The sequence below is a fragment of the Stenotrophomonas sp. PI_27 genome, assembly GCF_027854495.1.
GTDB classification, from domain to species: domain Bacteria; phylum Pseudomonadota; class Gammaproteobacteria; order Xanthomonadales; family Xanthomonadaceae; genus Stenotrophomonas; species Stenotrophomonas pavanii.
In genome coordinates this window covers 175,727-189,085 of record NZ_JAJNOF010000008.1, presented here as the reverse complement: position 1 = coordinate 189,085, position 13,359 = coordinate 175,727, and the positions used below count along the sequence as shown (strand labels likewise).

Annotated in this window: 14 protein-coding genes; 8 read left to right on the top strand and 6 right to left on the bottom strand. The window is 67.2% G+C overall.

The features are described from left to right. Positions 1–613 precede the first annotated feature (613 nt). Together LRM18_RS12640 and LRM18_RS12635 are read right to left on the bottom strand one after the other, a co-directional pair. Positions 614–1,438 carry an AraC family transcriptional regulator gene (locus LRM18_RS12640; protein ID WP_270954749.1) on the bottom strand — a complete coding sequence of 275 codons (825 nt, stop codon included), beginning with the start codon at positions 1,436–1,438 and terminating at the stop codon, positions 614–616. Further along, positions 1,435–2,139, bottom strand: a complete 705-nt coding sequence (locus LRM18_RS12635; protein WP_057495007.1) for a VIT family protein — start codon at positions 2,137–2,139, stop codon at positions 1,435–1,437. Before LRM18_RS12635 ends, LRM18_RS12640 begins: the two co-directional genes overlap by 4 nt. 151 nt (positions 2,140–2,290) lie before the next feature. Here LRM18_RS12635 and LRM18_RS12630 point away from each other — a divergent pair, with 151 nt between their 5' ends. Further along, positions 2,291–3,655 carry a glutamate--cysteine ligase gene (locus LRM18_RS12630; protein ID WP_182067992.1) on the top strand — a complete coding sequence of 455 codons (1,365 nt, stop codon included), beginning with the start codon at positions 2,291–2,293 and terminating at the stop codon, positions 3,653–3,655. A gap of 91 nt (positions 3,656–3,746) precedes the next feature. Here the strand turns inward: LRM18_RS12630 and LRM18_RS12625 are convergent, their stop codons facing one another. Continuing rightward, positions 3,747–4,805, bottom strand: a complete 1,059-nt coding sequence (locus LRM18_RS12625) for an NAD(P)-dependent alcohol dehydrogenase (protein WP_270954748.1) — start codon at positions 4,803–4,805, stop codon at positions 3,747–3,749. Between the two features lie 104 nt (positions 4,806–4,909). Here LRM18_RS12625 and LRM18_RS12620 point away from each other — a divergent pair, with 104 nt between their 5' ends. Then, positions 4,910–5,794 carry a LysR family transcriptional regulator gene (locus LRM18_RS12620; protein ID WP_049470402.1) on the top strand — a complete coding sequence of 295 codons (885 nt, stop codon included), beginning with the start codon at positions 4,910–4,912 and terminating at the stop codon, positions 5,792–5,794. A 51-nt stretch (positions 5,795–5,845) separates the two neighbouring features. Here the strand turns inward: LRM18_RS12620 and LRM18_RS12615 are convergent, their stop codons facing one another. After that, on the bottom strand, positions 5,846–6,262 hold the full coding sequence (locus LRM18_RS12615) for a VOC family protein (protein WP_270954747.1): 417 nt from the start codon (positions 6,260–6,262) through the stop codon (positions 5,846–5,848). Positions 6,263–6,376: 114 nt separating this feature from the next. Between LRM18_RS12615 and LRM18_RS12610 the strand changes: the two genes are divergently transcribed. Continuing rightward, a complete protein-coding gene (locus LRM18_RS12610) occupies positions 6,377–7,054 on the top strand; it encodes an SMI1/KNR4 family protein (RefSeq protein WP_154331184.1) in 678 nt (225 codons plus the stop codon). A 49-nt stretch (positions 7,055–7,103) separates the two neighbouring features. Here LRM18_RS12610 and LRM18_RS12605 read toward each other — a convergent pair whose 3' ends face one another. Further along, a complete protein-coding gene (locus LRM18_RS12605; protein ID WP_270954760.1) occupies positions 7,104–8,207 on the bottom strand; it encodes an alkene reductase in 1,104 nt (367 codons plus the stop codon). 131 nt (positions 8,208–8,338) lie between these two features. Between LRM18_RS12605 and LRM18_RS12600 the strand changes: the two genes are divergently transcribed. Further along, positions 8,339–9,244, top strand: coding sequence for a LysR family transcriptional regulator (locus LRM18_RS12600; protein ID WP_270954746.1), 906 nt, complete (start codon positions 8,339–8,341; stop codon positions 9,242–9,244). Here the strand turns inward: LRM18_RS12600 and LRM18_RS12595 are convergent. Further along, a complete protein-coding gene (locus tag LRM18_RS12595) occupies positions 9,226–10,266 on the bottom strand; it encodes a hypothetical protein (protein ID WP_270954745.1) in 1,041 nt (346 codons plus the stop codon). The genes LRM18_RS12600 and LRM18_RS12595 overlap by 19 nt on opposite strands. A 177-nt stretch (positions 10,267–10,443) precedes the next feature. Between LRM18_RS12595 and frmR the strand changes: the two genes are divergently transcribed. From frmR to fghA, 4 genes are read left to right on the top strand one after another with little or no spacing between them, the layout of a single operon-like run. Continuing rightward, a complete protein-coding gene (frmR, locus tag LRM18_RS12590; RefSeq protein ID WP_005411009.1) occupies positions 10,444–10,719 on the top strand; it encodes a formaldehyde-responsive transcriptional repressor FrmR in 276 nt (91 codons plus the stop codon). Positions 10,720–10,777: 58 nt separating this feature from the next. Further along, the gene (locus LRM18_RS12585; RefSeq protein WP_053461366.1) at positions 10,778–11,887 is read left to right on the top strand and encodes an S-(hydroxymethyl)glutathione dehydrogenase/class III alcohol dehydrogenase; all 1,110 of its coding nucleotides are present in this window, start codon (positions 10,778–10,780) and stop codon (positions 11,885–11,887) included. 8 nt (positions 11,888–11,895) lie between these two features. After that, entirely contained in the window at positions 11,896–12,240 is a 345-nt protein-coding gene (locus LRM18_RS12580) for a YqcC family protein (RefSeq protein ID WP_270954744.1), read from the top strand. A 22-nt stretch (positions 12,241–12,262) separates the two neighbouring features. Continuing rightward, a complete protein-coding gene (fghA, locus tag LRM18_RS12575) occupies positions 12,263–13,093 on the top strand; it encodes an S-formylglutathione hydrolase (RefSeq protein ID WP_270954743.1) in 831 nt (276 codons plus the stop codon). The last annotated feature ends 266 nt before the right edge of the window (positions 13,094–13,359 follow it).

The window sequence follows — 13,359 nt, the reverse complement described above, 5'->3', positions numbered from 1 at the left end:
TGAACGGGTGATTCCGTGGTGCCAGCGTGCCGTGACGGGCGTGTGCGCGGCGCTCAATCCGCTGCGCGGAATGCTCAGGGAGGGGGGGTTGTCTGCAGGGCTGCGCCCTGCACCCGCAGAGGCAACGGCAATGGCCGAAGCAACAGCAACAGCAACAGCGGGCTATCCGTGGGATGGCGGGGTGGGTCCGGTTGCGGGAGACCCCGTAAACCCGTCCATGGGGGCTTGGCCGCGGCATCCATGCCGCGGACACTCCCGCAACCGGACCCACCCCGCCTTCGACAGTTTTCCGCGATCTGTTGGAAATGCTCTTGGGGTCAGATCCGTTTTCCGCAGGAAAACGGATCTGACCCCAGATCGATTTCGATATCTGACAGATGTGTCGACCAAGGTCGACACCTACCAACAGCCGAGTGAACCTGTCGCAGGTGGGGCGGTGCCGGAGTGCGGGGTGTCAGCCGCATGGATGCGGCTGCCAAGCCTACAGGGACGTACTTGCGGCGTCCCCGCACTCCGGCACCGCCCCGCCATCCCACGGATAGCACGCTGTTGCTGTTGCTCCGGCTCTTGCACTCGCTTCGGCGGGTGCAGGGCGCAGCCCTGCCGAACCCCCTCAAATGTCGGTCGGAGCCAGTCCGTACTGCTCGGCGAAGCGCTTGCTGAAACTCGCCGCAGACCGGTAACCCGCGCGTGCGGCGACGGTCTTCAGTGGCAGGTCGGTGGTGTAGAGCAGCTGCATGCCATGCGCCAACCGCGCCTCGGTGAGCAGCTGGCGCAGGCTGGTGGCTTCGGCGGCGAGGCGGCGGCGCAGGGTGGCGCCGCTCAGCGCGAACTGCGCTTCCACATCACGTGATTGCCAGTCGCGTGCCGGTTCGGCGGCGATGCGGTCGCGGATCTGTTCGCTCAGGCTCGGCGCCTGCGGCAGCAGCAGGTTGCCATGACCTTGGCGGCACAGGGTCAGCACCAGCGAGGCCAGGGCCAGTCGCGCTTCGCTGTAACGCCCGTCCTGCAGTGATTGCCGCCACTGGCGCAGCACCACGGCATGTTCGATCAACGGCAGCCGCGCCATCGCCGGGCCCGGCGCGGGAAGCTCTTCGTTCCAGAGCGTACGCGCCGCCGCCAGCACTTCGGCGCAGAGCGGCACGATGGCACTGAGGTAGCGGCCGCTGCAGGGATCAGGGGTGTTGACCACGTCGATGCGGCACCGCTGGGTCAGCAGCAGGATGTCGCCGGGAACGAACGTCAGCGACTGGCGTGCAGTGCGCACCTGCTTGCGGCCTTCCAGCAGGATCGCGAACTGCGGCTGCGGAACCTCTACCGAACTGGCGCCATGCTCGCGGCGCGCGGTGATGCAGGCGTAGCCCTCGGCGTGCCCGCAGCCGGCCAGACTGGCCATCTCGGCCAGCACCGCGGTGGCCGGTGGCAGCATGCCGGTCATGACACCTGGGCACCGAACAGGCGACCGACGCCGGCCGCCGCAGCCATCGCCAACGCGCCCCAGAACATCACCCGGATCGCGCCGCGCACAGGCGGTGCGCCCCCGGCCCGGGCCGCCACCGCGCCGGTCAGGCACAGGCCGAGCAGGGTGCTGGCAGTGGTCATCAATGCGACCTTGTCGACCGGCGCGAGCAGGGCGGTCAGCACCGGCAGCGCTGCTCCGCAGGTGAACGCACCGGCCGAGGCCAGCGCCGCCTGCAGCGGGCGCGCGCGCAGGGTGTCGGTGATGCCCAGCTCATCGCGGGCGTGGGCACCCAGTGCATCGTGGGCGGTCAGCTGTTCGGCCACCTGCCGGGCCAATGCAGGCTCCAGGCCGCGGTGGCGGTAGATCGCAGCCAGTTCCTCCAGCTCGCTGTGCGGGTCTTCGCGCAGTTCGCGTGTTTCCATGGCCAGGTCGGCCGCTTCGGTGTCGGCCTGGGTCTGCACCGAGACATACTCGCCGGCGGCCATCGACATCGCGCCGGCCACGGTGCCGGCCACGCCGGTGGCGAGGAGGGTGGCAGCGGAGGCGCCGCTGGCCGCCACGCCGACCACCAGGCCGGCCACCGAGACGATGCCATCGTTGGCGCCCAGCACGGCGGCACGCAGCCAGCCGACGCGCTCGGAGCGGTGCAGTTCGGGGTGTCGCGAATGGCGGCTCATGCGCTGAGTGTACGAGGGTCAAGAGGGCGTCGGTAGGATGCTGAAACCCGTCACCGTCGCATGACGCAACGGGGTGCCACGCTATAGTGCGCCCTTGCGATGGAAGGCCGCGAGCCCCACATCCCCCGCCACCGTCCAGCGAGCCTTCCCCTTGTCGAGCCCCAGCCACGTCGCCGATACCCCCATTACCGACCGCTCGCAGCTGGTGGAGGTGATCGCCTCCGGCGAGAAGCCCCGCGCGCAGTGGCGCATCGGCACCGAGCACGAGAAGTTCGGGTTCCGCCTGGATGACCTGCGCCCGCCGACGTTCGAGGGCGAGCGCGGCATCGAAGCGTTGCTCAACGGTTTGATCCGCTTCGGCTGGGAGCCGGTGCAGGAAAACGGCAACACGATCGCGCTGCTGCGCGACGGTGCCTCGGTGACGCTGGAACCGGCCGGACAGCTGGAACTGTCCGGCGCGGCGCTGGAGACCATCCACCAGACCTGCGTGGAGACCGGCACCCACCTCAACGAAGTGGCACAGGTGGCCGGCGAACTGCAGCTGGGTTTCCTCGGCATGGGCTTCCAGCCGAAGTGGAAGCGCGATGAAATGCCGTGGATGCCGAAGGGCCGCTACAAGATCATGCGCTCGTACATGCCCAAGGTCGGCTCGCTGGGCCTGGACATGATGACCCGCACCTGCACGGTGCAGGTGAACCTGGACTACGCCACCGAAGCGGACATGGTGAAGAAGTTCCGCGTGTCGCTGGCGCTGCAGCCGATCGCCACCGCGCTGTTCGCCGACTCGCCGTTCACCGAAGGCAAGCCGAACGGCTACCTGAGCTACCGCTCGCACATCTGGACCGACACCGACGCCGACCGCACCGGCATGCTCGACTTCGTGTTCGAGGATGGCTTCGGTTACGAGCGCTATGTCGACTACCTGCTCGACGTGCCGATGTATTTCTCCTACCGCGATGGCATCTACCACGACGCCAGCGGGCAGAGCTTCCGCGACTTCATGCAGGGCAGGCTGCCGGTGTTGCCGGGTGCGCTGCCGACCCTGCGCGACTGGTCGGACCACATGACCACCGCGTTCCCCGAAGTGCGCCTGAAGAAGTACCTGGAAATGCGTGGCGCCGATGGCGGCCCGTGGAGCCGCCTGTGTGCGCTGCCCGCGTTCTGGGTCGGCCTGCTGTACGACGACACCGCACTCGATGCTGCCTGGGACCTGGTTCATGACTTCACCCTGGCCGAGCGCCATGCGCTGCGCGATGGCGTGCCCAAGCATGCGATGAACCTGCCGTTCCGCAATGGCACGGTTCGCGACTTGGCCCGGGAAGCGGTGAAGATTTCCGTCGAAGGCCTCAAGCGCCGCGCGGCGCGCAATGCCGACGGCCAGGACGAGAGCAAGTTCCTGGACGTGCTGCAGGAGATCGTCGAGTCCGGCCTGACCCCGGCCGAGCGCAAGCTGGCGCTGTTCCATGGCCGCTGGCACGGCGACGTCGATCCGGTGTTCCGCGAATTCGCGTACTGATCGTCATGCGGGGTTGCCGGCCAGCGGCCGGCACTACCAGAAGAAAAACCCCGGCATTGCCGGGGTTTTTCATTTCCACATCTGCGTTGGATCAGGCGGCGTCCTTCATCGTCGCCATGTCGATCACGAAGCGGTAGCGCACATCGTTCTTCGCCATGCGTTCCCAGGCTTCGTTGACGTTCTTGATGTCGATGATCTCGACATCGCTGACGATGCCGTGCTCGGCGCAGAAGTCCATCATTTCCTGGGTTTCGGCCATGCCGCCGATCGCCGAGCCGGTCAGGTGCTTGCGGCCGAAGATCACGCTGCCACCGGTCAGCGGTGGGTCCAGTTCGGTCAGTACGCCGACCAGGCACATGGTGGCCTCGCGCTTGAGCAGGCCCATGTACGGGTTGGTGTCATGGCCGACCGGGATGGTGTTGAGCAGGAAGTCGAAGCTGCCGGCGTGCGCCTTCATCTGCGCGGCATCGCGCGAGACCAGTACCTCATCGGCGCCCAGGCGCTTGGCGTCGGCACCCTTTTCCGGCGTGGTGGTGATCATCACCACGTGCGCGCCCAATGCCTTGGCGAACTTCACGCCCATGTGGCCGAGGCCACCGAGACCGATCACGCCCACCTTCTGCCCCGGACCGACCTTCCAGTGGCGCAGCGGCGACCAGGTGGTGATGCCGGCGCACAGCAGCGGTGCGGCCGCCTTCAGGTCGAGGGTGTCGGACACCTTCACCACGAAGCGCTGCTCGACCACCACGTGGTCGGAATAGCCGCCGTAGGTCGGCGCGCCGGTTTCGCGTTCACGGCCGTTGTAGGTCCAGGTCGCACCCTCGGCGCAGTACTGCTCCAGGTCGTGCTGGCAGGCGTCGCAGTGGCGGCAGGAATCGACCATGCAGCCGACGCCGGCGTGGTCGCCGATCTTGAAGCGGGTGACGTTGCTGCCGACTTCGGTCACCCGGCCGATGATCTCGTGGCCCGGCACCATCGGGTAGATCGAGCCACCCCAGTCATCGCGGGCCTGGTGGAGGTCGGAATGGCAGATGCCGCTGTAGAGGATCTCGATGCGCACGTCGTCCGGGCCGACCGCGCGACGTTCGAACGCGTAGGGCACCAGCGGGGCGGTATGTGAATGGGCGGCGTAACCACGGGCGAGGGACATGGGGAATCCTTGGCAGGGTTTATCGAAAGGCGCTTTACAATACGCCCCATGCCCAGTGGCAAGAAGCGCGGATATCGGCATGATTCATCAAGTGAAACTGCACAATGGCCACTGACAACCTGACCCATCTGGCCGCGTTCGCCGCAGTCGCCCGCCATCGCAGCTTCCGCCGCGCCGGTGCCGAACTGGCATTGTCGACCTCGGCGGTGAGCTATGCGATCCGCGCGCTGGAGGAGCGGCTGGGCGTTGGCCTGTTCCATCGCACCACCCGCAGCGTGGCCCTGACCGAAGCCGGGCAGCGCCTGCTGGAGCGCTTGCAGCCGGCGTTGGGGCAGGTGCACGACGCACTGGAAGAAATGAACCACTTCCGCGCCGCCCCGGCCGGCCTGCTGCGCATCAACGCCACCCGCGCGGCGGTGCCGACCCAGTTGGGGCCGCGGCTGGCGCGCTTCCTGCACGCCCATCCCGACGTGCGGGTGGAGCTGACCGAGAACGATGGCCTGGTCGATATCGTTGCCGAAGGCTACGACGCCGGCGTGCGCCTGCACGAGTTCGTACCCGAGGACATGGTGGCGGTGCCGATGGGCCCACCGCTGCGTGGCTTGATTGTCGGCTCGCCGGACTACCTGCGGCGGCGCCCGGCGCCACAGCATCCGCGCGACCTGGCCGCACACGAATGCATCCGCTTCCGCTTCGCCAGCGGGCACCTGTACAAGTGGCAGTTCGAGCGCGGTGGGCAGGCGCTGGAGATCGATGTACCGGGGCGGCTGACCCTGTGCGAGCAGGGCACGATCGTGCGCGCCGTTCTGGATGGCATCGGCCTGGCGTACGTGCTTGAAGACACGGCAAGGCCGTACATCGACTCGGGGCAGATGGTGGCAGTGCTGGAAGACTGGAGCGAACCGTTCGCCGGATTCGCGCTGTACTACCCGAAGCAGCGGCAGATGCCGGGCGCGCTGCGGGCGTTCGTGGATATGCTGCGGGCGTAGTGGCGGTAAGGGATGCAGTGCCGACCCACGGCCGGCACCCACCCCAATCGCTCATGTCACCAGCGCGTCGTAGCCTTCGCCACTGAACTGGATCAGGCAGAAGCCGTGGCCGAATGGATCGGCCAGCACGGCGATGCGTCCCCAGCGACGCTCGCGCACGGATTGCTCGAGTGTCGCCCCGGCTGCGACTGCACGTGCCAGCGCGGCGTCGATGTCATCCACCACCCAGTCCAGGTGCAGCGGGGTCCAGTGGCGCTCGTAGTCGCGCACGTCGCCGTCTTCGGTGGCGGCGCTGCCCGCCTCGTTCTGCAGCAGGTAGAGCGGTGTTGGCCCACCGAGCAATTCCACGGCCTCCGGGCCGAGACGGCGGCCGATGCGCAATCCAAACGCGGCCACGTAGAAGGTTTCGGCGGCGGCCAGGTCGGGCACGTCGATGTTGACGATGAAGCTGTGGGCAGGGGCGTTCATGGCAGCGATGGGCGGCATCCGGTGGTCGCAGTCTAGTCCTGCCGCGTGCTGCCGCCGGTTCATCTGCTGCGCGCATTCGGGCAAGCTGGGCGGTCTCTATCGACAAGGACATCCATGAGCACGCTATCTGACATCGAACGGGCCACCGGCCAGTCCTTCCCGCCCCTGTTCAAGCAGTTGCATGCAGCGGGTCGGTTGAGCTGGGGTGCCCCACATCCGGAATGGTCCAAGGTGGTGTTCCCGACGCTGCAGGCGGATCCGCCGGTGCTGCTGTACGCCCAGGAATACGAACCGCTGGAACACGATGAACTGCGCGAGGCGTGGCAGGAACTGACCGCCGAGGATCATTACAACCCCCTGCGCACGGACCTGCAGCTGCTGCCGTTTGCGCGGACGGGGGGCGGCGACAGCTACTGCTTCTGGAGCAACGCGCCCGGTGTTGCCGAATCGCCGGTCGTGCTGGTGTGGCATGACGATGATCGTGCCGATGTGCTGGCCGCCAGCTACCAGGACTTCCTGTTCCGCAAGATGGTCGAAGCAGTTGCCGACTACCAAGCGACGTACACGCTGCTTTCGCATGGCGAGCTGGCCAGCAATCTGCAGCGCTGGCTGCACAGCCATCAACCGTTCCTGCGCGATGACCAGTACGCGGCGTTGCAGCGGCTGTTCGCCCGTGTTGACGCTATTGCCGAGGGACGTATCAGCGACGAGGATGCGCAGGCCATCGTCGCTGAAGTGATCGGCTTCGAGCGGTTGGACCAGTCGTTCGCCTACGTGCGCGAGGACGCCTGATCCAAGGGTCGGAGCCCCCCCTGTGGCGGGGATCCGACCCCGTGCGGGATCAGCCGGCGGCTGGGTAGTCGAGGTAACCCGCTTCGCCGCCGCCGTAGTAGCTGCTGCGGTCCGGAGTGGCCAACGCAATGTCGCGCTGCAGGCGCTCGACCAGGTCCGGGTTGGCGATGAACGGTTGGCCGAACGCGGCCAGGTCGATGGTGCCCGCCTCGACCAGCGGCAGCGCGCGTTCGCGGGTCATGCCACCGGCCAGGATCAGGGTGCCGCCGTAGGCCTGCTTGAACTGCTGCAGGAAGGCCTCGCCCAGCACCGACTGGCCCGCCTGCAGGTTGTCGTTGAGATGCGCGTAGGCCAGGCCGCGTTTGCCCAGTTCCTCGGCCAGATACAGATAGGTGGCTTCGTTGTCGGGGTAGAACGGCATGTCGAAGGTGAGGTTGTTCGGTGCCAGGCGCACGCCGATGCGGTGGGCACCAATGCGTTGCGCCATCGCATCGACGGTGTCCAGGATCAGGCGCGCACGATTGGGCAGCGAGCCGCCATACCGGTCCTCACGCTGGTTGATGAGCGGGTTGAGGAACTGTTCGAACAGGTAGCCGTTGGCAGCATGCAGCTCGATGCCGTCGAAGCCGGCCGCGATGGCGTTCTCCGCGCCGCGCACGAAGTCGTCGACGATGCCGGGGATCTCTTCGGTGGCCAGCGCACGCGCCGGAGTGGGATCGGCATGGCCGCGGCTGCCGTCGTCCAGGTAGACGAACGAGGTGTTCTTTGGTGCGCTGGCGACCGGGCGAGTGCCAGCGCTGACCGGTTGTCCGCCATCGGGCTGCAGCGAGGCATGCGACATGCGGCCCACATGCCAGAGCTGGGCGAAGATCGTGCCTTGGGCAGCATGCACGGCCTCGGTCACCTGCTTCCAGCCCGCCACCTGCTCGGCCGACCAGATGCCCGGCACGTCGATGTACCCCTGGCCCTGCGGCGAGACCGGGGTGCCTTCACTGATGATCAGGCCAGCGCTGGCGCGCTGCTGGTAGTACTGCGCGGTGAGCGCATTGGCGACCGAGCCGGGGTTGCGGGCACGGGTCATCGGGGCCATCACGATGCGGTTGCGCAGGAGGGTGCCTGACAGGTCGAAGGGGCGGAACAGAGTGGCGGTCATGTCGGTCATCTCGGTGCGGGGGGAGGAGCGCCAGCGGCGCGATGCCCACAGGATGGAGTTGACATGCGGGCGCATAAAGCGCTTCGATCTCCCTGAGCGTGGGACTATTTGTCCCCAATGTGGGGGAAAGAATGCTGCCGCTGGAATCGTTGAATGGCCTGGTGACCTTCGTTACCGCGGCCCGCTCGGGCAGCTTCACCGAAGCGGCCGATGCACTGGGCGTCTCACGCTCGGCGGTGGGCAAGGCCATCGCCCGGCTGGAAACGCGGCTGGGCGTGCGCCTGTTCCACCGCACCACGCGCCGCATCGCGCTGACCACCGACGGCGAGGCGTACTACGCGTCGTGTGCGGCGGCGCTGGAAGAAATCTCCGCCGCCGAGGCCTGCCTGGGTTCGGCCGGCCTGCCCAGTGGGCGGCTGCGCATCGACATGCCGTCCTCGTTCGGGCGGCTGGTGGTGTTGCCGGTGCTGCTGCGGTTGTGCCGGCAGTACCCGGACCTGCAGCTGACGATGACCTTCACCGATCACTTCGTTGATCCGGTCGAAGAGGGCATCGACCTGCTGATCCGTTTCGGTGGGCTGCACCACGCAGAGCACCTGGTCGCGCGCCGGCTGGGTCGCCAGCGCCTGGTCACCTGCGCATCGCCGGAGTACCTGCAGGCGCATGGTGTGCCTGCGATCGTGGAGGAACTGGCACAGCACCGCAGCATCGTCGGCTTTCGCCACGGGCAACCGGTGGCGTGGCGGATTGGCAGTGATGATGCCGAAGGAACGTTCATCCCGAATGCGGCCTACCAGCTCAACGACGGCGATGCAGTGATCGACGGCGCCATTGCTGGGCTGGGCATCTGCCAGATGCCGGAGTCACTGGTGCGCCGGCACCTGGAATCCGGCGCGCTGCAATCGGTGCTGGATGCGCACATGCAGCGGCATATCGACATCCATGCGCTGTGGCCGCCAACCCGCCACCTGCGGCCGAAGGTACGTTATGTGGTGGATGAGCTGGCGCGGCTGGCGGCTCAGGGATTGTTTGACTGAGCCGGGGCTGCCACGTCGGGTGCGCCATCGAGCGTGTTGCGTGGCGGGAACGCCATCATCCCTGCCAACTGGCAGTACGCGGCAGCATCCAGGAAGGTGGTGGGCACATGGTCCTCAAGCTGGCGGACTTTGCGCAGTCCTTCGATCGGTTCGAGGATCGCCGGAAAATTCTTGTCCTGCTCGTCCAGGACGCGGTCAAGCCGGTCTTTCAGCGGGCTCTTGTAGAAGAAGTCCGGCAGCACGATGCACATCTGGGTGCCGGGCCGCGAGGCGATCTCGCGCATCGCCGTTTCGAATGCGTCGGCATGTTCGGCATCGTCGATGCGCAGCTGCAGGTCCTCCGCCTCGCCGACCGGGCGGTAGTACACGCTGCCCGGGCGGAACAGGAAGGTATACAGATGCGTTCCTTCCACCTTGTACGTCTTTGCTGAGCGTTGCCGCTGCAACTCGGTGGGGAGTGGCACTGAGCGCCCGTCGGCCAGCAGCAGCCTGGCGTTCATGCCGCAACTGCTGCCGTCGGTACCGAACGATACTTCGTAGTCCAGGCCGGGTTCCGGCGTCAGCAGGAGCGAGGGCGGCAGCGTGAAGCGCAGGTCGCGAACGCTTTCGCCCGCCGGAACGCAGCGGCGATTGCCCTCGAAGTTGGCCATCACATTGACCAGCTGGCCCGGCACCAGTGCGAATTCGCGATAGAAGGGCTTGCGGATACCGCCCAGCGTACCGGTGGCGAATGACTCGGGCATGCCGATCGAGGTGCTTTCATTGCCGGTGGCCAGCGAGGCGAGCGTGCTGAACACACCCTTGGACGCCTTGCTCTCCACCCTGACCACCTCGGCTTCGGCGCCGCTGCGCGTGTGGTTCTTGCGCATCGCCAGATACTGGCCATTGGCGCTGAACAGGCGGATGCGCGCCGGTTGCTGCAGATCCACCTGGGCCGCCGCGTCAGTGGGGGCCTGCCCGGCCAGTGCGGGTAATGCCAGGGCCATGGCCAGGCAGGCGGGCAGCAGGGAACGCACCATCATCAGAACTCCGTGTCATTGCCGGCGACTCATTCGCCATCAGGCACCGGATAACGGCTGCGTGGCGGGGTTCTTTAGCCCGGCTCTGCCGGCGGATCACGATGGCGGCGGGGAGCTTCGGTGACACTGGCAGGGTGGCCGTGTATACTATCCCCCAGTATAGTTTCGAGGTGGCCCGCCATGCCGCACTCCCCCGAAGAGAAGAAGAAGGTCCTGGCCCGAGTGCGCCGCATCCGCGGCCAGTGCGATGCGCTGGATCGCGCGCTCGAAGCTGGCGCCGACTGCGGGCCGGTGCTGCAGCAGATCGCCGCCATCCGTGGCGCGGTCAACGGCCTGATGTCCGAGGTGATGGAAGCCCATCTGCGCGAGGAGTTCGGCCAGCCCGCCGCCTCTGACGAACAACGCGCCGAACGCGTGCGCGACATGAGCGCGTTGATCCGCTCGTACCTGAAATAAACGACGGCGCAACAGTGCGCCGCCCATCCTGTTACTGCCTGCCCTTGGAGAAGCCACCATGAAGTCCCGTGCCGCCGTCGCCTTTGGTCCCGGCCAGCCGCTGCAGATCGTCGAGATCGACGTCGCCCCGCCGAAGAAGGGCGAAGTGCTGGTGAAGATCACCCATACCGGTGTCTGCCACACCGATGCGTTCACCCTGTCCGGCGATGATCCGGAAGGCCTGTTCCCGGTGGTGCTGGGCCATGAAGGCGCCGGCATCGTGGTGGAGGTGGGCGAGGGCGTGACCAGCGTCAAGCCGGGCGACCACGTGATTCCGCTGTACACCGCCGAGTGCGGCGAGTGCCTGTTCTGCAAGAGCGGCAAGACCAACCTGTGCGTGTCGGTGCGCGCCACCCAGGGCAAGGGCGTGATGCCCGATGGCACCAGCCGCTTCAGCTACAACGGCGAGCCGCTGTACCACTACATGGGCTGCTCGACCTTCAGCGAGTACACCGTGGTGGCCGAAGTCTCGCTGGCCAAGATCAACCCGGACGCGAACCCGGAGCACGTCTGCCTGCTCGGTTGCGGTGTCACCACCGGCATCGGCGCAGTGCACAACACCGCCAAGGTGCAGGAAGGCGACAGCGTAGCTGTGTTCGGCCTGGGGGGCATCGGCCTGGCGGTGATCCAGGGTGCGCGCCAGGCCAAGGCCGGCCGCATCATCGCAGTGGACACCAATCCGTCCAAGTTCGAACTGGCGCGCGAATTCGGCGCCACCGACTGCATCAACCCGAAGGACTTCGACACGCCGATCCAGCAGGTCATCGTCGAGATGACCACCTGGGGCGTGGACCACAGCTTCGAGTGCATCGGCAACGTCAACGTGATGCGCGCGGCGCTGGAATGCGCGCACCGTGGCTGGGGCCAGAGCGTGGTGATCGGCGTGGCCGGTGCCGGGCAGGAGATCTCCACCCGCCCGTTCCAGCTGGTGACCGGCCGCAAGTGGATGGGCACTGCCTTCGGCGGCGTGAAGGGCCGCAGCCAGCTGCCGGGCATGGTCGAAGACGCGATGAAGGGTGATATCGAACTGGCGCCGTTCGTCACCCACACCATGGAACTGGACAAGATCAACGACGCCTTCGACCTGATGCATGAAGGCAAGTCGATCCGTTCGGTGGTCCATTACTGAGCCGCGTCATGGGCTGGCTGGATGCCCTGCGCCGGCCGCGTGCGGAAGACCCGCGCGCGGCCCTGGTGGCGCCGATCGAGCAGGCGTTGCGTGCGCTGGGCTGGGTCGACGGCGAGGTGGGGCCACCGCGTGCGGTGGATTCACCTTTCGGTATCGACGAGATGCCGTTCGAGCACTGGCTGGCACAGGTGTTCCTGCCGCGCCTGCACGAAGCCCGCGCCGACGGCCAGTGGCCACCGCGCAGCGACGTGGCGGTGGCGGCGTACCGCAACCTCGACGGCCAGCCCGGTGTCGAGCCGCTTCTGCACCTGCTTTCGCAGCTGGATGAACTGATCAATAGACGTGCTGGCTGAGGCCGGTGCGCAGGAGAGCCTGATGGAACGCATTGAACACCGCGCCTGTTTCGGTGGCTGGCAGGACGTCTACCGCCATCATTCGACCACGTTGGGCTGCGATATGCAGTTCGCCGTGTACCTGCCGCCGCAGGCGGAAACGCAGACGCTGCCGGTGCTGTACTGGCTGAGCGGGCTGACCTGCACCGAGCAGAATTTCATCACCAAGGCGGGCGCGCAGCGCTATGCGGCCGAACACGGCGTGATCATCGTCGCGCCGGATACCAGCCCGCGCGGTGATGACGTGGCCGATGCCGAAGGCTACGACCTCGGCAAGGGTGCGGGGTTCTACCTCAACGCCACCCGCGCGCCCTGGGCGAAGCACTACCGCATGCATGACTACGTAGTGCACGAGCTGCCGGCGCTGATCGAAGCGGAGTTCCCGGCGACCGGCGCTCGCGCCATCAGCGGTCACTCGATGGGCGGCCACGGTGCGTTGGTGATCGCGCTGCGCAACCCGGGGCGCTACCGCAGCGTGTCAGCGTTCTCGCCGATCGTCGCGCCCAGCCATGTCCCGTGGGGGCAGAAGGCGTTCACTGCCTATCTGGGTGACAACCCGGCCGACTGGGCGCAATGGGACGCCTGCGCACTGATTGCCGCGGCCAGCGAGCGGCTGCCGTTGTTGGTCGACCAGGGTGAGGCGGACGAATTCCTGCAGACCCAGCTGCAGCCGCAGCGCCTGCAGGAGGCCTGCGCGTCGGCCGGCCATCCGCTGACCCTGCGCCTGCGGCCGGGCTACGACCACAGCTACTACTTCATCGCGAGCTTCATCGGCGAGCACATCGCCCACCACGCCCGCGCCCTGCACGGCTGACGCCTTTCCGGTAGTGCCGGCCGCTGGCCGGCAACCTGCCGCCGCGTGATTCCCACGGATGCCGGCCAGCGGCCGGCACTACCGTGGCGGTGCCCGCGGCGTGTTGTTTTGTCGCAGTGGATCACGCCGCTGTGGCGTGCCGGCCCATCGCACCCACACGCTGTACGCCTGAGGCCTTTCCGGTAGTGCCGGCCGCTGGCCGGCAACCTGCCGCCGCGTGATTCCTTCGGATGCCGGCCAGCGGCCGGCACTACCGTGGCGGTGCG